The following is an 18,609-nucleotide window of genomic DNA, read 5'->3' on the forward strand; positions in this document are numbered from 1 at the left end:
CTGTTGCCCAGCTTAATCGCTGGGCAAACAATATAGAAACAAGGAACTCATATTCAATGAAGCCTATTTTTGGCCGAGGACCTTCACTTCAATTACGCCTATTTTTCGCCGTGATTTTATCAGCCAGCCTTATGCTGGCTGATAGTCGTTTAGGTGCTTTTGCTCAGGTGCGCTACTTATTGAATAGTGTGGTTGCGCCAATTCAATATCTGGCTGACGTACCAAGAGAGATGTTTGACGGTGTGTATGAGCGATTCAACACCAGTCAAGGGGCAATGGAAAGTAACCGTGTGCTCAAGCGAGAAGTGCTGCGTCTAAAAAATGATTTACTCCTTCTTGATCAATATCGAGAAGAGAACCAACGCCTGCGTAAACTGCTCGGCTCATCATTTGTTCGTGATGAACGTAAAGTCGTGGCAGAAGTCATGGCGGTCGATTCCTCTCCTTATCGTCATCAAGTGGTAATTGATAAGGGACACATAGACGGTGTATACGTTGGTCAACCTGTGGCGAACGAGAAAGGCATCGTAGGTCAGGTAACTTTCGTCTCGGCACATAATAGCCGCGTGTTGTTACTGACTGACTCTAACAGCGCGATTCCAGTTCAAGTTATTCGAAATGATATTCGTGTTATTGCCTCTGGTAATAGCAAGGTGGATAAGATCCATCTTGATCACATCCCGATCAGTACTGATATTCAGGAAGGCGACCTTTTAGTGACCTCTGGTCTTGGCGGTGTTTACCCTGAAGGGTACCCAGTGGCTTATATCGATAAAGTCGAGCGTGATAGCCATCGTGAATTTGCCATCATTGAAGCGGATCCTGTGGTAGATTTTGAACGCCTGCGCTACCTACTATTGATTTGGCCAAGTGATTCACGCCAAGAAAAAGTGCAGTCAGCAGAGCCGAGTAATATGGTAGAGGTAACGACGGATGGGCAATAGCATTATGAAAGGCAAGATGGTCATTCTGACTTCATTCCTTATTGCCTTAACGTTACAGACCATTCCATGGCCTGGTGTGCTCGATGTACTGCGCCCCTCTTGGCTATTATTGGTGACTTGTTATTGGGTGTTAGCCCTACCAAATCGCGTAAACGTTGGTACTGCACTAGTATTGGGGTTATTGTGGGATCTTTTATTAGGTTCGACGCTGGGTATTCGTGGCATGATGATGTCGATTTTAATCTATATCGTGGCTTTGAATTTCCTCGTATTACGTAATATGGCGCTGTGGCAGCAAGCGATTGTGATTGGCTTACTTTCCATTGCATTGGAAGTGCTGATTTTCTTTGGTGAGTACTTAATTCAAGACATTACTTTTAACCCGACGTCACTTTGGGCAGGCTTGATTAACTGTATTCTGTGGCCATGGATGTTCTTGCTAATGCGACGAGTTAGACGTCATTGGCATGTGAGGTAATTATGCAGCCATCTATACTGTTGGCATCAGGCTCGCCAAGACGCAAAGAGCTTCTTGAGCAATTGGGCTATCAGTTCGCGGTTATTCGTACCGATGTTGAAGAGATGCGTCAACGTGGTGAAAGCCCATTTGAATACGTGTCGCGTTTGTCGCAAGACAAAGCCTTAGCAGGCGTAGCATTGTCGCCAGACTCAATTGTGATTGGCTCTGATACCATCGTGGTCTGCGAACAAAATGTATTAGAGAAGCCAAGCGACTACCTAGACGCGAAACAGATGCTAACGCAATTGTCTGGACGAGCTCATCAAGTGATGACCGCCGTGACGGTTGCGAACAAACAAAAACGAGAAACGGTAGTTGTGACTACCGACGTATGGTTTAAACCTTTGTCAGAGCAAGAAATCGAACAATACTGGCAATCAGGCGAACCATGCGATAAAGCTGGCAGTTATGCGATCCAAGGACTTGGTGGGCGCTTTGTCACCCGAATCGAGGGCAGTTATTACGCTGTCGTTGGCTTACCGCTATATGAAACTGACCAGCTCTTGCACAAATTTTTATAATTCAAATTTGAGGTGCGCTCATGAGTGCAGAGTTGTTGATCAATGTGACCCCGAGCGAAACGCGCGTGGCGATGATCGAAGAAGGTGTCTTACAAGAAGTTCATGTTGAGCGTGAAGCGAAACGTGGCATTGTAGGGAATATTTACAAAGGTAAAGTCAGCCGTGTCTTACCGGGAATGCAAGCGGCGTTTGTTGACATTGGTTTAGACAAAGCGGCATTTCTTCATGCTTCAGATATTGTCCCACACACTGAGTGTGTGGCAGAAAATGAAAAGCAGCAATTCCAAGTTCGCGATATTTCTGAGTTAGTGCGTCAAGGGCAAGACATTGTCGTGCAGGTGGTAAAAGATCCGCTGGGCACGAAAGGTGCGCGCTTAACGACCGACATCACGTTACCTTCACGCTATTTAGTCTTTATGCCGGGGGCAAGCCACGTTGGTGTGTCTCAGCGTATTGAAAGCGAGAAAGAGCGTGACCGTTTGAAAAAAGTGGTGGCTCATTACTGCGATGAAGATGGCGGTTTTATTATTCGTACTGCTGCGGAAGGAGCTGATGAACAAGAGCTTTCACAAGATGCGGCGTTCTTAAAACGTCTCTGGTCAAAAGTGAATGAGCGCCGTTCAAAGTACAAGACACGCTCTACGTTATACGGAGAGTTGGGGCTGTCTCAGCGTATCTTACGTGATTTTGTAGGTACCGAGCTCACCAAGATCTTAGTCGACTCTCGCTTAGAATTTGAAAACCTGAAAGAGTTTACTTCTGAGTATGTGCCTGAATTGACAGAGAAATTAGAGCTGTATGAAGGTGATAAGCCAATTTTCGACATGTACGACACTGAGAATGAAATTCAGCGTTCGTTGGATCGTAAAGTTGAGCTGAAGTCTGGTGGTTATTTGATTATCGACCAGACAGAAGCGATGACGACGATTGATATCAACACTGGTGCTTTTGTTGGACGTCGTAACTTAGAAGAAACCATTTTCAATACCAATATTGAGGCAACTCAGGCAATTGCTCGCCAACTGCGTCTGCGCAATTTAGGCGGCATTATTATTATCGATTTTATCGATATGCTATCAGAAGAGCATCGCAAGCGTGTGGTGACTTCATTGGAAAATGCCTTAGATAAAGATCGCGTTAAAACCAATATCAACGGTTTTACTAGCCTGGGTCTGGTTGAAATGACACGTAAGCGTACCAGAGAGAGTATTGAGCACGTACTGTGTTCGACTTGCCCAACCTGTGAAGGTCGTGGACGTGTTAAGACGGTCGAGACGGTTTGTTTTGAAATTTTGCGCGAGATTACCCGTGTAAACCGTGCTTATGATGCAGATAACTTTGTTGTCTACGCTTCGCCAGCTGTGGCTGATACCTTGCAAGGTGATGAGTCACATGCATTGGCAGAGCTAGAAGTCTTTATTGGTAAACAAGTGAAAATCCAATCAGAACCGCTCTATATCCAAGAGCATTTCGATGTTGTCATGATGTAGCAGGCACGCGTGAGCTCGACATTTAATCGTATCGCACAAAGTTTATTATGGGTGTTTTTGACAGTAATGGTGTTACTTGCCATTGCTGTCACAACGCTTCGTATTGCTTTACCACAACTGAATCACTTTCAAAAAGAGATCCAAACTTGGGTTAATCAAGGAACCGGTTTGGAGTTTGAAATTGGTGATATCAGTGGTTTTTGGCGAAATACTCATCCCTCAATCTCGCTCGTGGATGTGCGGGCTAATACGCCAAAAGGAAGTGGTATCGGTTTTGCTGCGCAAACCGTTGAAGTGGAATTTGACCTTTTTCAGTCACTTGTCCAACTTGAACCGGTCGTGGCAGATTTAAGTGTCCACGGGCTCAATGTCGATATTCGCTCGATTCAGTGGATCAAGCAAAGTGATAAAACCGCCAAGCTCGCTCCGCAAGGCGAGCAGCGTAGTGTGGTCGAGCAACTTGATAAACTGCTGCTTCGTCAACTTGATCACTTTTCTCTTAAAGACTCAACCGTCCAATTTATGGCGATTGATGGCGCAGAGCGTCGTTTAGAGATTGCCCAATTAAAATGGAATAACCAAGGTCGTCATCACCTTGCAGAAGGTGAAATTACCATTCCGGATGCCAAGATTAACTCGTTGGATGTGAAAGCGAATTTTGTCGATCACGGCTCGCTGGTGGATGTGTCCGGTGAATTTTATCTATCGGCAGAGAATGTATTAGTTACGCCTTGGTTAACCGAATATTTGCAAGATGAGACTGGGATAGAGAAAGGCGAGGTCAGCCTCAATGCTTGGCTAACTTTAACCCACAGTAAGCCCGTTAACGCTTACGTTGAAGTGCTACCTTCCGAGTTGATTTGGCAGGAAGGCGGACGCCATGAACTGATGTTTGAGTCTGGGGTATTTGTTTTAGAGCCAAATGACAAAGGTTGGCAAGTAAATGCTCACTCACTTAACTTGCGCACCGATGATTACCAGTGGCCAGAGTTAGATATTGCCTTTAACTGGCAGCCACAACAATGGCAACTCAATGCTTCCCAACTAGATCTACAGGCTATTTCTCCGTTAGTGAAACTCGCGCCTGAGTCGGATCAAATGAGTCAGCTACTCCATACTTTCGCGCTTGGCGGGCGCTTGGAAGATATCCGAGTGCAAATGGGCAGCGAACTGGAATCGATAAAGTACTCGGCGAATTTGGTTAAAGGTAAGATTGAGCAATGGGAGTTACTGCCAGGGGTTCATCATCTCGATGCCAAAGTTAGTGGTAACTATCATCAAGCGCGTATTCAAGCGTCATTGATTGATGATGTCTTACCTTATGGTGACGTATTCCAAGCACCGTTGCGGGTTAAACAAGCGGAAGTCGACATTGTTTGGCAAAACTTGGGCGAGCAAGGGTGGCGTTTATGGGCGGATAAAGTCACTGCAGCAACACCAGATTTGCAAGTGCTGGGCGCGTTTCGCTTAGATTTCCCACGTGGAAAAAGTCCATTTCTCTCTTTTTACGCAGAAGCTGACTTGTTTAATGCCAGTGAAACTTGGCGTTACTTGCCAACCTTGGCATTAGGTCAGGATCTCACGGATTACCTTTCGACTGCGATACAAGGCGGTAAAGTCGATACGGCTAAGTTGTTGTGGTATGGCGAGTTAGGTGATTTCCCGTATCAGAATAATCAGGGCATGTTCCAAGCTTGGGTGGGTTTAAAAGACGCTACCTTTAGTTTTGATACGACTTGGCCTTCGATTACTGACTTACAACTTAATCTGTTATTTCAAAATGACGCCATGTATTTGGATTCACATAGTGCGACACTGCGTGGCGTTAAAGCAAGCCGTATCACAGGGCGTATCCCTGAGCTTGCTGAAAACGGTCATATCGAAATTGAAGCTTCGGTTTCGGGCGATGGCGATAAAGTTCGCGATTATATGATGGCTTCTCCGTTGGTTGATTCAGTTGGTGCCGCGCTAACTGCGGTGCAAGTTGATGGCAGAGTCACCTCTGACTTTAAACTGAAAGTGCCATTCGATAATTTTGATACCCGAGCTTGGGGTTACGCTGAACTGAAAGGCAATGATGTCACCATTGATGCGCCGCCAATGGAGTTGGATAACGTTTCTGGTCGGATTGAGTTTGATAATGATGTGGTTAAAGCGGCGGGTTTGTCTGCCAATCTACTCAAGCAACCCGTTTCGATTGATTTTAATGGTGAAAGTTCGAAATCTGGCTACAACATTGGCGTTGATGTCGTCGGTGATTGGTCAGTCAAACCATTAGCTCCTTATGTGGGCGAGCAGTGGCTTAAGCCTGTCTCGGGGCATGTGCCTTGGCAAACCAATGTTGAAATTCAATTGAACGATGTTGGTTTTACTTATCAGATTGATGCCAGCGCTGATATGCAGATGTTAGCGAGTACTTACCCTTATCCGCTAGAGTGGAAAGTCGGGCAGAAAGGCAAAGCTAAGTTGCAAGCTTCCGGAAACCAAGAGACGGTCACCGCTCGTTTACAGCTTCCAGACTTTAAATATCAAACTGAAATTGATATTCGCCCTCAAACGCCAGTGCTAACCGCTACAAATTTAGTGTTGGGTAAAGGGAGTTTCAAAATAAGCCCGATAGTGGGTCATGATTTGCAGATCCGAGCTAAGCAGTTTGACTTAGATGCATGGCTCAGTGCGCTGACTCATCCTCAAACGACACAAGTGTCGGCATTAGCAGATTTGAATACACCAACCATTCCGACGCCAGAGCGTTTCAGCATTGATGTAGATGAACTGCAACTGGCAAGCATGGAATGGAATGACGTTAACTTCGATGCCAAGCGCAAAAACTTGGGTTGGCATATGAGTTTAGATAGTCAACAAGCGCAAGGTGAAGCGAACTATATCGCACCGTATGATTTATCAGTGAAATTGGATCATCTGCACCTGTTTTTCCCAGAGGTTGAACAGCAAGAGGTTCAGCGACGCAGTTTGTTTGAAGCTGAAGACCCCAATCAACCATTGGTGTCCGAATTTGACCGCAAACTTCATCAACAATTGCCTAATATTACCTTAGCTATCGATGATTTATGGGTGCAGGGTTATAAGTTAGGGCAAGCGCATCTTGACTTGCAGCGCCAGGGAAATAGTTTGCAATGGCGAGATTTGTCACTTAAGAGTGGCAGTAGCCAAGTTAAGGTTGATGGCAGTTGGTTACTTGATGGTGATAAAAGCCAGACTGAGATGAATCTCGCTATTTCAGGGGATAACAACAGTGAAGTGATGGAGCGCTTTGGCGTGACATCCGGTATTCAGAAAGCACCATTTGATATTCGTGCCACACTTAAATGGGATGGCGCACCTTGGGGCATGCGTGTCAGCAGCTTATCTGGCAGTGTTGATTCGAAGCTGGGCAAGGGCATGATTTCAGATGTGAGTGGTGCGGCAAGATTACTTGGCTTGTTCAGTTTGGACTCGATCATCCGCAAGATGCAGCTCGATTTCAGTGATGTCTTTGATAAAGGGATGGCATTTAACTCGATTACGGGTAGCGGTGAGATAAAAAATGGCATCTTCTTGACCAATGACATCCGTATGGATGCGGTCGCTGGTGAGATGAACATCAAAGGGTTGGCAAACCTCAATAACCGCACCGTCGATGCAGCTGTTAACTTTGTACCTGATATTACCTCAGGTATTCCGGTATTAAGTGCTTTTGCCGTGGCACCACAGACGGCGTTATACGTATTAGCAATTACCACGGTGATTTCACCGGTTGTCGAAGTCTTTACTCAAGTTGACTACGAAGTGAAAGGACCGCTGGATTCGCCAATCGTAACAGAAGTTTCGCGTAGCAAAGGCGAGTTCAAATTACCTAAGAAATTGCTAGACGCTGTCGAATAAAGGAGAGCGACTCATGGATAGAGTTGGTTTGATTCAGATGACTTCAGGTCCAAACCCTCAAGCTAATCTGGCTTATATTGAACAACAAGTCGCAGCGCTTGCTGAGCAAGGTGCGACTTGGGTTATTACCCCAGAAAACTCGGTGGTATTTGGATCTCGTGCCGACTACCACCATTATGCTGAGCCGATTGGTGATGGTGAAATGCAAACCCAGTTGGCGCAGATGGCAAAGCGCTACCAAGTGTGGTTGCTGGTTGGGAGTATGCCGATAAGACGTGAGGTTGGGGTGACCACAACGCTGCTAGTCTATAACTGCAGTGGTGAGTTGGTTGCTGATTATGACAAGCTGCATATGTTTGATGTCGATGTCGCCGATAGTCATCAACGTTATAGAGAGTCTGAAACTTTCACCGCTGGCAAAGAGATTGTGTCATTAGAGACGCCTTTCGCGCACTTAGGTCTAACGATTTGCTATGATGTACGTTTTCCGCAGCTATACAGTGAATTAGCTCGACAAGGCGCGAATGTTATTGTGGTGCCGGCTGCGTTTACCGCAGTGACAGGGCAGGCTCATTGGCAGCCATTATTAACCGCGAGAGCCATCGAGACCCAATCTTGGATTGTCGCGGTAAATCAGACCGGTGTTCATCAAGGTGGACGACAAACTTGGGGTCATTCTATGGTGGTTTCACCATGGGGAGAAGTCTTCGCCAGTTTGGATGACGCTGCGGGTAATCTATTGGTCGAGATAGATTTACAAGCAGTGACAGAGATCAGAGCGACCATGCCAGTAATGCAGCACAACCGCTTTGATAATCGAATTAAAATTTAAGAGCAAAATATGACAATTAATCACGTAGAAGAAGCCCTACTAAAACCTGCTGGTTTAACTGAGCAGGATATCGCGAGCACGCTGGAAAGCATCGCGACTCGTCAGATTGACTACGCTGATATCTATTTCCAATCCAGTTGGCATGAATCACTGGTTTTAGAAGATAGCATCATTAAAGATGGCTCATTTAACATCGATTGTGGCCTTGGTGTACGTGCAATTACGGGTGAAAAGACGGGTTTTGCTTACTCAGATCAGATTCAGCTTGAAGGGCTTAAGCAGAGTGCTATTGCCGCACGTGGTATCGCGCAGCAAGGTCAAAATGGCAAGGTCCAAGCATTCAAACGTTTTGATAATCAAGCGTATTACGCAGCGGTTAACCCACTAGAAACGTGGGAAAAACAGCAGAAAACCGCACTATTGAAAGAGCTGGATGCGTACATTCGTACTAAAGAGCCTCTGATTCAAGAAGTTTCAATTAGCCTAAGTGGCGTGCATGAGCAAATGCTGGTTGCGGCGACGGATGGCACCTACGCTGGCGATGTTCGCCCACTGGTACGCCTTTCAATTACGGTTCTAGCGCAACGCGGTGATCGCCGTGAGCGTGGTAGTGCCGGTGGCGGTGGTCGTTATACTTACGATTACTTCCTAACGTCGCAACAAGGTCAGCAAGTTGCGTATCAATTTGCCGATGAAGCGATTCGTATGGCGCTAGTGAACTTAGACGCTGATGCCGCGCCTGCGGGTACCATGCCTGTGGTACTAGGCTCTGGTTGGCCGGGTGTTCTTCTACACGAAGCGGTAGGTCATGGGTTAGAAGGTGATTTTAACCGTAAAGAGTCTTCAGTATTTAGCGGTCGTATTGGCGAGCAAGTAACTTCGAAACACTGCACCATCGTTGATGATGGTACCTTGACTGACTTGCGCGGCTCGCTAAACGTTGATGATGAGGGTGTTGCGGGTCAATACAACACGCTGATTGAAAACGGCGTGCTAAAAGGCTACATGCAAGACAAATTGAATGCGCGTCTAATGGGTGTTGCACCAACGGGTAATGGTCGTCGTGAGTCGTACGCGCACCTACCAATGCCACGCATGACCAACACTTACATGTTGCCGGGTGAGCACACGCCAGAAGAGATCATCTCTACGGTGAAAAAAGGTCTCTATGCACCAAACTTTGGCGGTGGTCAGGTAGATATCACATCGGGTAAGTTTGTGTTCTCAACCTCAGAAGCTTATTTAATTGAAGACGGTAAGATCACTCGCCCTGTGAAAGGTGCCACGCTGATTGGCTCAGGCATTGAAGCGATGCAGCAAGTTTCGATGGTCGGTAATGATCTTAGCATTGACCGCGGCGTTGGCGTTTGTGGTAAAGCGGGTCAAAGCGTGCCTGTTGGTGTTGGTCAACCAACACTAAAACTAGACTCAATCACAGTGGGTGGTACGGAGTAGCGTAATAGATACTTAGAACGCTTACGCTACGGATAACGGAGCGCTTCGCTGCGAGATTTGGGAGGCGAGCGTCTTAACGATCTCGCTCTGATTAATAAACAAGGCTGACGCTATGACGTCAGCCTTGGTGTTTTTAAGGAAAGTAAAAATAACTCATTATCTATTTTTCCCGCAGCACAGCAGATGCTGTGCGTTCCCGTATCCGTGAGCGTTGCGTTCCGTTATTTAGATCCCCTCACGCTCGATTGGGCAACTCATACAACGTGCGCCACCGCGACCGCGACCAAGCTCGTTACCTGGAATCGGTAAGACGGTGATTCCGGCTTTGTCATACTTCTCATTAGTGTAGACATTGCGTTCATAGCCAATTACCACGCCTGGTTTCACAGTGAGGACATTGTTGGCGTCATTCCACTGTTCTCGTTCTGCTTCATAGCTATCGCCACCCGTAGTGATAATTTTTAGTGCATCTAAACCGAGCGCTTTTTCAATTGAACCCACCAGGTTATTGGTTTGTTCGATATGCATTTGGTGATCATTTTTCGGCGTGAGACACCAGGTGTTCATGTCCTTACGAACAATTTCTGGATAGAGCGAGAAGGTATCGATATCCATATGAGTCATCACTGTATCTAAGTGCATGCAGGCACGGTTTTTTGGCAGTTCAGTGACGATGACTTGCGAGGCTTGACCATGTTTAAATAGCGAAGCGGCTAAGTTTTCAATTCCTTGTGAAGTCGTACGTTCAGACATGCCGATCAACACCGCGCCTTTACCAATCACTAGCACATCACCACCTTCTATGGTGGCGTTATCATAGTGAAGGTCTTCGTTACCAAAATATTTAATAAAATCTTGTCCGGCAAACGTTGGATGCCAATGATAGATGGCACGGAGATGGTTGGTTTCGCGTTGGCGAGCAGGCATCATCATTGGATTGAGCGAGACGCCACCATAGACCCAGCATGAAGTATCACGGGTAAATAGGTGGTTAGGTAGCGGTTCAATGGCAAAATCGAGTGCGCGATTAAGCTTGGGCAAAATTGAAGCCGACTTAAACGGTAACTCAGAATAGGCTAAGCCACCAAGCAATACACAAGCTAAATGCTCGTTGTCCATTTCTGATAAGTAATGACGGAAATCACGGGCAAACATGGGACCGTAACGAAAATCAGAGATTTGGGTGTTGAGCAGCCATTCGCGCGCTTCTGGTACATCTAACGTTTCGACTAATAAATCGTGAAGGAGCAAAACTTCGACGTCTTGTCCTCTGAGGGTATTGGCAAAAATATCATGCTCTTCACCCGCTGCATCCACTGCAAGTACATCATCAAACAAGAGTTCGTGACAGTTTGATGGTGTGAGGTGGGTGAGCGCACGCTCTGGGCGGTGGAGCAACACTCGCTTCAACTGACCAACTTCTGAGCCTACATACAACTTACTCATTTTGTATCCTTACATTAAGTTCTACTACATTTATGACAATGTTAATTAAAAGATGCAAGCTTGTTTTGTAAATTTAACTTCTGCCTACTGGTGTCTTTGTAAATTTTTTATCTGCAAAATGGGCTATTTTGGCGAATATAACTTTATGGCGCTTTTTGTAACATTTCACATTCGCGAGTTTCTATTCGTAAGCTGAGTTGATTGATACTGCATCGTTCGGCACTCAATGAGATATAGCTATGCATCAATTCAGTTAAAGCAGCTGATTAAGTTCATGTTTATGCATAATTTAGTGAGCGTTTAGTTATGCGTCCATAATTGATAAACACTCGCTTTGAGTGAAATTGGTCTAATTGACCAGGCGATACTTTGTTCTGAAGTCGGCTTAGCGAGGATAAAGTGGTTAAATTAGAGTATTTGCATTCAAGATCGCCCATTTAAGGCTAAGATCGCAAGAAAGATCATCGCGAGCAGCGATTCTGGGTAGTATTTTTTGTTGAACCGTGCGATATTTCGTCGCGAGAAATCGTCAATATTGTTATCACACTCTGGAGCACAACTATGTCTCACGAAGATGAATATCTATCAGTAGAAGAATTAATTGAGATTCAAAAGGAAGAGACTCGCGATATTATCCAAGCATTGCTTGAAGACGGCAGTGATCCAGATGCGCTATACGAGATCGAGCACCATCTATTCGCTGAAGACTTCGACACGCTAGAAAAAGCAGTCGTTGAAGCGTTCAAAATGGGTTTCGAAGTGCTAGAAGCAGAAGAAACTGAAGACGAAGATGGCAACAAGCTACTTTGCTGTGACGCAACGATGGAATCTGTACTGAATGCAGAAGCGATCGATGCTCAAGTTGAAAAACTTGTTCACCTAGCTGAAAAATACGACATCATCTACGATGGTTGGGGTACTTACTACGAAGGCGAAGACGCTCTGTACTCTGAAGAAGATGAAGACGACGAAGATTACTAATCTACGCGATTAGCATCGGAAACTGTTTTACAAATACCAGCTTATCAAGCTGGTATTTTTGTATCTAAGCGGTATCTATACTCACTTGTATTCACTATAATCTAGCGAATATTGATCTAGCGCAAGTTTGTATAACATGGAATTCTCTCTCGCCGGACTGTGGCAATTATCTCCGCTAACCGATCTCTCTATCCCACAAGACGATCTTTCTTTCCCTGCACCGCTCAGTGAGGTGTTGCCAAATACGCTCTCTGAAACCGCCATTGCTGAGCAAGAGTGGCATTTAATGCACGACATTGAAGTTGATGAAGCGATGCTGGCATTTCCGGCAGTGGATCTCGTAATTGGCGGGGTCGATTACTATGCCGAGGTGCGGGTTAATGGTGTGGCGGTGTTTGATTGTGATGGCACACAAGCGATCTATAAGAAAGATGTGCGACCCTACCTACAATTAGGACGAAACCGTTTTGAAATCCTTTTTCTTCATCAAGATGACGACTGGCTGATTGATGAAGATGAAGTTGAGCAAGTATGTAGCTTGTGTGCTGATGGAGAGTCAAAACACGATGAGCGCATTGGTGTTTGGCAAGCGCCATATTTACAGTTTATCCGCCATGTACGCTTAGATTATGTCGCGACAGAGCAAATTTGGCACCATGGGGGAGGCTGTGAGTTTAAGGTCGATCTTTACTATACCACTTATGCTGCAGGTCTTGTCTCTGCATCGGTGAAGTTCAATGGTATGACTTACCATTTACCTATTGATGTGCGCAACAACCATACCAGTGCACTGTTTCAAGTCGAAGCGCCGATCTACTTTGATGTTAATCAGCCCAACCCACAACATTTGTATGCATTGCAAGTGAGTTTAGATGGTCAGACTCGAGAGTACCGAGTCGGGCTGAGCGAAGATCTTTGCGCTCAGCATTATCCGGTGTAGCTCTGAGATTAATGAGCGCAAGCGATATTGAATTCACGCTCTTGTTTACGTAACCACACTTTTTCGTGGAAGTAATAAGCACAAGTATTAATGGTTGGCTCAATCGCTGCCATGATACCACCGACAAAGGCATCGCCAGTCAGTAGGTATACCACACCAAATGCAACGCTGAAGTGAACCACTGCAAAGCTGGTTGTTTTGATTTTTGGATTACGTGCTAAGTTCTGCAAGGCGCGAGTCTTGTTCCAAACTAATTCATGGAAGTAGAAGGCGACCGTGTTTACGCTTGGCTCAAGCATTGCAATCATACTACCAATCAAAATGTCACCGGTTAGTAGGTATGCAACGGTAAAAGCGATAGTAAAGTGAATGCTGGCAAAAGTAAGTGTCTTCTTCATAATCAATGTCATTAGTGGGTGACCATGATTTGATTATTGTCGATTTGTTTTGATAAAGATAATGGCTTAATTGTATTTATTTAATAGCTAATACCTATCAAAAAGGCGCTCAATGAGCGCCTTTTGTGTTTTAAATAAGTCGCTATTCACTAATAGATTAACCCTGTGGTTTGATCACCAACACGTTGACCGGTGACGCTTGAACCACTTTACTTGCCACAGAACCTAACACGGCTTTATCCAATTTGGACCGCTTATGGCTTGGCATAATGATCAAGTCTGCCGCGAGTTTGTCGGCATACTTTAAAATGGTCTTGTAAGCTTTACCTTCAGCGATATGGACTTTATACGCCACTTGATCGCCAATTTGCTGCTCGGCAAACTGGTTAAGCTGCTTCTCGACATCTTTTCTCATCACCTCGGCGGCATCTTTAGGGAAGTAGCTCGCCACCATAGGCATATGAATTCCAGGCAACACCGTCAATAAGTGCAATTGAGCATTGGATTGCTTGGCATGCCAAATCGCAGTTTCAATTGCGCGATCAGAAAAACCATTTTCGTTTAAATCGACAGGTACAAGAATCTGTTTATACATCACTTTCTCTCTTTAAGGCTCCATCCTTGGAGCCTATCGGTTTAAGCGCTCAGCGATTCCTTACGAGCACGACGTTTCTGGTTGGCACCAAGTGCGATGACAATCAATAGACAAGGTAAGAACACCCACTCTTTCATTGGTCGATCGGCGTCTTGGACCACTGATTTAATTTGCCAATCAAAATCGATGCCAGACGCTTCTGCTGGGCTGCCAAACTCCACCATATCGACAATCATCTTGCCTTCATTTTCAGTTAGCATCAGACCCATTGAGCTTATGCGCTCTTCAGCACCTACTGCATCATCTTCAAATGGTAGGCGCACAGTTTTTTCAACCATATCGCCTGCTAAGGTTTCACCGGCGACGCGCAATTCAAGTGTTTGCCCTACATCGAGTTGCTCGGCAATCTGAGCAATCTCGGTACCCGGCGAATAAACTTTCGCTGGGTAGATCATGTCCCACCAGAAACCAGGGCGGAAGAATGAGAAGGTCAAAGCTAGCAGTAGAATGGTTTCCCACCATTTATTACGAGTAAACCACCAACCTTGCGTCGCCGCAGAGAAGAGCAGCATTGCTATGATTGAAGAGATCACCGTCAGCAGTAAGTGCCACCAACTATCAATACCCATCATTAATAACTGAGTATTGAAGATAAACATGAAGGGCAAAATCGCGGTACGGATATCGTAAGTAAAACCTTGGATACCGGTGCGAATTGGATCGGATTTGGCAATCGCAGCCGCAGCAAAAGCAGCCAGACCTACTGGAGGGGTATCGTCTGCCAATATGCCGAAGTAGAACACAAAGAGGTGTACAGCGATAAGTGGAATGATCAAACCATGTTGAGCCCCTAATGTTACGATTACCGGTGCCATTAGGGTTGAAACTACGATGTAGTTTGCTGTAGTAGGCAAGCCCATACCGAGAATCAAACTGATCAGCGCGGTAAACAGCAGCATCAGAATTACGTTACCGCCAGAGATAAACTCAACGAATTCGGTCATCACTAAGCCAATGCCCGTAAGGGTCACAACACCAACCACAGTACCAGCTGCCGCGGTTGCCACGCCAATACCAATCATGTTGCGCGCGCCAGTTACTAAGCTCTCAGCTAAATCAATAAAGCCTTGTTTGGTTTGCTCTGCCACATCACCGGTTTTCGCCATCATCGCCATAAGAGGGCGTTGAGTGATCAAAATAAAGATCATAAACACGGTTGCCCAGAATGCCGACAGACCCGGCGAAAAACGCTCTACCGTTAAGCACCAAACTAAAACCACAATAGGCAGTAGGTAGTGCAGACCAGATTTTACGGTTGGACCGGGATCTGGCACTTCAGTGAGCTCGGCATCAATTTCAATGTTGCCCGCATCGGCGTATTTAGCAGACACGCGCAGTAGCGCAAGGTAGGCGATAAACAGCGCGACAGTCACAATTGGTGTTGCTGCATCGCCAAATACATCTTTAGTCCAGCCAATACCGTAGTACACCACCGCACTGGTGACGACTAGTCCCAAGATAGTGCCAGTAAATGAGAGTAAATTTTGTAGTAGCGTTGGGTTATGACGGCGAGGTAAGCCCGTCATACCTGCTTTACATGCTTCTAGGTGGACAATGTAAATCAGCGCAATGTAAGAGATAAGCGCAGGTAAAAGTGCAGCTTTAATTACTTCAACATAGGAAATGCCGACATACTCGACCATTAAGAAAGCCGCTGCACCCATAATTGGTGGCGTGAGCTGACCATTGGTGGAAGCTGCCACTTCAACTGCGCCAGCTTTGGTGCCAGGGAAGCCAACACGTTTCATTAAAGGAATGGTAAACGTACCGGTTGTTACTACGTTAGCAATCGAAGAACCCGAGACTAAGCCGGACAAGCCAGATGCAACAACCGCCGCTTTTGCCGGACCACCTTTCATATGACCAAGCATAGAGAAGGCAACTTTAATGAAGTATGCACCAGCGCCCGCTCGCTCCAGCATCGCACCAAAGAGGACAAATAAGAATACAAACGAGGTGGAAACCCCCAGTGCAACGCCAAATACCCCTTCGGTTGTTAACCATAAGTGAGACATGGCTTTGTTAAGGCTTGCGCCTTTGTGCGCAATCACGTCCGGCATGTGAGGACCGGCAAAGGTATACAGTAAGAATACAGCGGCAACCACCATCAATGGTGGACCTAATGCACGACGGGTAGCCTCTAGAAGCAACAACATACCTATCACGGCGACCACAATATCAGGTTGTATTGGGGCACCAGAGCGTTCTGCTAATTGGGTGTAGAAAATATAGATATAAGCGGCAGAGAAACTGCCCGCGAGTGCTAATACCCAATCAATCAGCGGGATGCGATCACGCGGTGAGTTTTTCATTGCGGGGTAAGCGGTAAAGGCTAGAAACACCGCAAACATTAGATGAATAGAACGCGCTTCAGTGTCGTTAAGTACGCCAAAATTGAAAATAAACGGAAGTGGTGATGCGTACCAAAGTTGGAATAGAGACCAACATAGCGGAACAAACCATAGAATACGTCCCGAAATCCCCTTCGGTGAACGTGCCCCTGTATCGGCTTGGGCTACCATATCCTGCACATCTTGCGATGGTGTAGTAGTCTGCGTCATGGAGGTTATCCTTGTTATATTGGGTTCGTTTTTATTGATATAGAGCCTTACGCTTTTATCAGTGTAGTGACTGAGTCAGTGAAGCGCGGCAAAATTTGAATGTAAAAGGTCGGAGTTTCAGTTGTGAAACTCTAAAAGTATCTGGTGTATATATCAGAGAGTAGCAGGCAAGGAGGGCGAGCCTCCTTGCCGATGTTGGTTACTTGATTAGACCAATTTCTTTGTAGTATTTCTCTGCACCTGGGTGTAGAGGAATTGAAAGACCAGCTTGCACCATGTCTTCTTTTTTCAGGTTTGCGAACGCAGGGTGTAGGCGTTTGAATGTATCAAAGTTTTCAAACACGGCTTTGGCAACATTGTAAGCAATCTCATCAGAGACTTTCGCTGTCGTCACCATCGTTGCTGCTACACCAAAGCTGTTTACATCTTTTTCGGTGCCGCGGTACATGCCCGCTGGCACTGTGCTGAATGCGTAGTAAGGGTTGTCAGCCACGATCTTATCGATCGCTTCACCCGTTGCAGGGATTAGTTTTGCATCACAAGAAGTGGTTGCTTCTTTGATTGATCCATTTGGGTGACCCACAACATAAACAAATGCGTCAATCTTGTTATCACAAAGTGCTTGTGAACGCTCAGAACCTTTAAGCTCAGAAGCAAGTTTGAAGCTGTCATTAGTCCAACCCATTGCATCCATTACCACGCCCATTGTCGCGCGGTCACCTGAACCTGGGTTACCAATGTTGACACGTTTACCTGCTAGATCTGAGACGTTTTCAATGCCTGAGTCAGCGCGAGCGATAATATTGAAAGGTTCGGTGTGTAGAGAGAACACTGCACGCAGGTCTTTGTATGGACCTTGATCAGCAAATTTGCTGGTACCGTTATAACCGTGGTATTGCCAGTCTGATTGAACAATACCGAAATCCAGTTCACCGGCACGAATGGTATTTACGTTGTAGATCGAACCACCGGTTGATTCTACTGAACAGCGAATATTGTGTTCTTTACGACCTTTGTTAACAAGCTTACAAATTGCACCGCCAGTAGGATAGTAAACACCAGTTACTGAACCAGTACCGATAGTAATAAACTCTTGCGCGTTTACTGCACCTGCACCCATAACTGCTGCTGCGATTGCGCCAGCTTGAATAAGTTTGTTAAATGCCATGAATGTTCCTTCCTTTATTCATTATTAGTCCTTCAGCAAGTATATCTGCTAAAAGAGTTTCCTATTTGGGAAACGGCATCTTTTTCAATCCTTTTGTTGAAAAAGTTGATAAATGATATCAAAAAACCGCAGATAATTACATGATTGTTAAAATTTTTAGCGAAAATAGCTAGTTAATCAGGCGAGATTTGATTCTGCTATAGCAGGGAAAGTTCTTTTTGCTCAGTTAGTTATCATAATTGAGACTTCGGTCGGGGTTTTGATTAAGTTGTGAAACAAATCACACCTAAAAATAGGTGTGATTAATCATTTATTCTGTTTGATTTCAATTTTAGCCAGCGTATTCAAACAGTTCGCAGACCGACTTAAACAATTGTTCGGTTGAAATAGACAGAGTAGGCGTGATGAAGATCGTGTCATCACCTGCAACGACACCAAGGATACCTTCTGATTTACCTAGCGAGTCGAGTAGGCGAGCAATCAGTTGTGCTGCACCTGGACCGGTGTGAATTACCACTAACGCTGCGTTGTAATCAACGTCTAACACGAGTTCGCGCAGTGAACTTGAAACTGTTGGAACGCCGAGTTCAGCTGGCAGACAGTAAACCATCTCCATTTTGGCATTACGCGTACGAACCGCACCAAATTTGGTTAACATGCGAGAAACTTTGGATTGGTTAATATTTTCAAACCCTTCGTTTTTTAACGCATCGACGATGTCGCCCTGTGAACCAAAGCGTTCTTCTTTTAATAAAGCTTTAAAAGCACGTACGAGATTATCTTGTTTTTCGGTATGACGCATAGTTCTCTATT

The 18,609-nt window shown here is 45.5% G+C and carries 15 protein-coding genes; 9 read left to right on the forward strand and 6 right to left on the reverse strand.

The window, feature by feature from the left end; genetic code table 11:
• Nucleotides 1-56 precede the first annotated feature (56 nt).
• The 7 genes from mreC to tldD are packed head-to-tail and all read left to right on the forward strand — an operon-like array spanning nucleotide 57 to nucleotide 9,647.
• Nucleotides 57-944: a rod shape-determining protein MreC gene (gene mreC / locus GZN30_RS00400; protein ID WP_075649430.1), complete on the forward strand. Its 888-nt coding sequence runs from the start codon at nucleotides 57-59 to the stop codon at nucleotides 942-944.
• On the forward strand, nucleotides 934-1,422 hold the full coding sequence (gene mreD, locus GZN30_RS00405; RefSeq protein WP_075649429.1) for a rod shape-determining protein MreD: 489 nt from the start codon (nucleotides 934-936) through the stop codon (nucleotides 1,420-1,422). The genes mreC and mreD overlap by 11 nt, the downstream gene beginning before the upstream one ends.
• Nucleotides 1,423-1,424: 2 nt before the next feature.
• Nucleotides 1,425-1,985: a Maf family protein gene (locus GZN30_RS00410; protein ID WP_075649428.1), complete on the forward strand. Its 561-nt coding sequence runs from the start codon at nucleotides 1,425-1,427 to the stop codon at nucleotides 1,983-1,985.
• Nucleotides 1,986-2,005: 20 nt separating this feature from the next.
• Nucleotides 2,006-3,475: a ribonuclease G gene (gene rng, locus GZN30_RS00415; protein ID WP_075649427.1), complete on the forward strand. Its 1,470-nt coding sequence runs from the start codon at nucleotides 2,006-2,008 to the stop codon at nucleotides 3,473-3,475.
• A gap of 9 nt (nucleotides 3,476-3,484) precedes the next feature.
• Complete coding sequence (locus GZN30_RS00420; RefSeq protein ID WP_075649426.1) at nucleotides 3,485-7,360, forward strand: YhdP family protein; 3,876 nt, start codon at nucleotides 3,485-3,487, stop codon at nucleotides 7,358-7,360.
• Nucleotides 7,361-7,373: 13 nt separating this feature from the next.
• The gene (locus GZN30_RS00425; protein WP_075649425.1) at nucleotides 7,374-8,192 is read left to right on the forward strand and encodes a carbon-nitrogen hydrolase family protein; all 819 of its coding nucleotides are present in this window, start codon (nucleotides 7,374-7,376) and stop codon (nucleotides 8,190-8,192) included.
• 9 nt (nucleotides 8,193-8,201) lie between these two features.
• Entirely contained in the window at nucleotides 8,202-9,647 is a 1,446-nt protein-coding gene (gene tldD, locus GZN30_RS00430) for a metalloprotease TldD (protein ID WP_075649424.1), read from the forward strand.
• A gap of 225 nt (nucleotides 9,648-9,872) precedes the next feature.
• Here the strand turns inward: tldD and arcA are convergent, their stop codons facing one another.
• Nucleotides 9,873-11,093, reverse strand: coding sequence for an arginine deiminase (arcA, locus tag GZN30_RS00435; RefSeq protein WP_075649423.1), 1,221 nt, complete (start codon nucleotides 11,091-11,093; stop codon nucleotides 9,873-9,875).
• A 561-nt stretch (nucleotides 11,094-11,654) separates the two neighbouring features.
• Between arcA and rraB the strand changes: the two genes are divergently transcribed.
• Both rraB and GZN30_RS00445 read left to right on the forward strand, forming a co-directional pair.
• A complete protein-coding gene (gene rraB / locus GZN30_RS00440) occupies nucleotides 11,655-12,074 on the forward strand; it encodes a ribonuclease E inhibitor RraB (RefSeq protein WP_075649422.1) in 420 nt (139 codons plus the stop codon).
• A gap of 136 nt (nucleotides 12,075-12,210) precedes the next feature.
• Complete coding sequence (locus tag GZN30_RS00445) at nucleotides 12,211-13,014, forward strand: glycosyl hydrolase 2 galactose-binding domain-containing protein (protein ID WP_075649421.1); 804 nt, start codon at nucleotides 12,211-12,213, stop codon at nucleotides 13,012-13,014.
• Between the two features lie 8 nt (nucleotides 13,015-13,022).
• On the opposite strand, the gene GZN30_RS00450 is transcribed toward GZN30_RS00445, so the two are convergent.
• From GZN30_RS00450 to argR, 5 genes are all read right to left on the reverse strand, one after another.
• Nucleotides 13,023-13,412: a DUF2061 domain-containing protein gene (locus GZN30_RS00450; protein ID WP_075649420.1), complete on the reverse strand. Its 390-nt coding sequence runs from the start codon at nucleotides 13,410-13,412 to the stop codon at nucleotides 13,023-13,025.
• Nucleotides 13,413-13,569: 157 nt separating this feature from the next.
• Complete coding sequence (locus GZN30_RS00455) at nucleotides 13,570-14,007, reverse strand: universal stress protein (RefSeq protein ID WP_075649419.1); 438 nt, start codon at nucleotides 14,005-14,007, stop codon at nucleotides 13,570-13,572.
• Nucleotides 14,008-14,048: 41 nt separating this feature from the next.
• On the reverse strand, nucleotides 14,049-16,628 hold the full coding sequence (locus tag GZN30_RS00460; RefSeq protein WP_075649418.1) for a TRAP transporter permease: 2,580 nt from the start codon (nucleotides 16,626-16,628) through the stop codon (nucleotides 14,049-14,051).
• 199 nt (nucleotides 16,629-16,827) lie between these two features.
• Entirely contained in the window at nucleotides 16,828-17,796 is a 969-nt protein-coding gene (locus GZN30_RS00465) for a TAXI family TRAP transporter solute-binding subunit (protein ID WP_075649417.1), read from the reverse strand.
• 331 nt (nucleotides 17,797-18,127) lie between these two features.
• The gene (gene argR / locus GZN30_RS00470) at nucleotides 18,128-18,598 is read right to left on the reverse strand and encodes a transcriptional regulator ArgR (protein ID WP_075649416.1); all 471 of its coding nucleotides are present in this window, start codon (nucleotides 18,596-18,598) and stop codon (nucleotides 18,128-18,130) included.
• Between the last annotated feature and the right edge of the window lie 11 nt (nucleotides 18,599-18,609).

The organism is Vibrio ponticus, assembly GCF_009938225.1.
Classification (GTDB): domain Bacteria; phylum Pseudomonadota; class Gammaproteobacteria; order Enterobacterales; family Vibrionaceae; genus Vibrio; species Vibrio ponticus.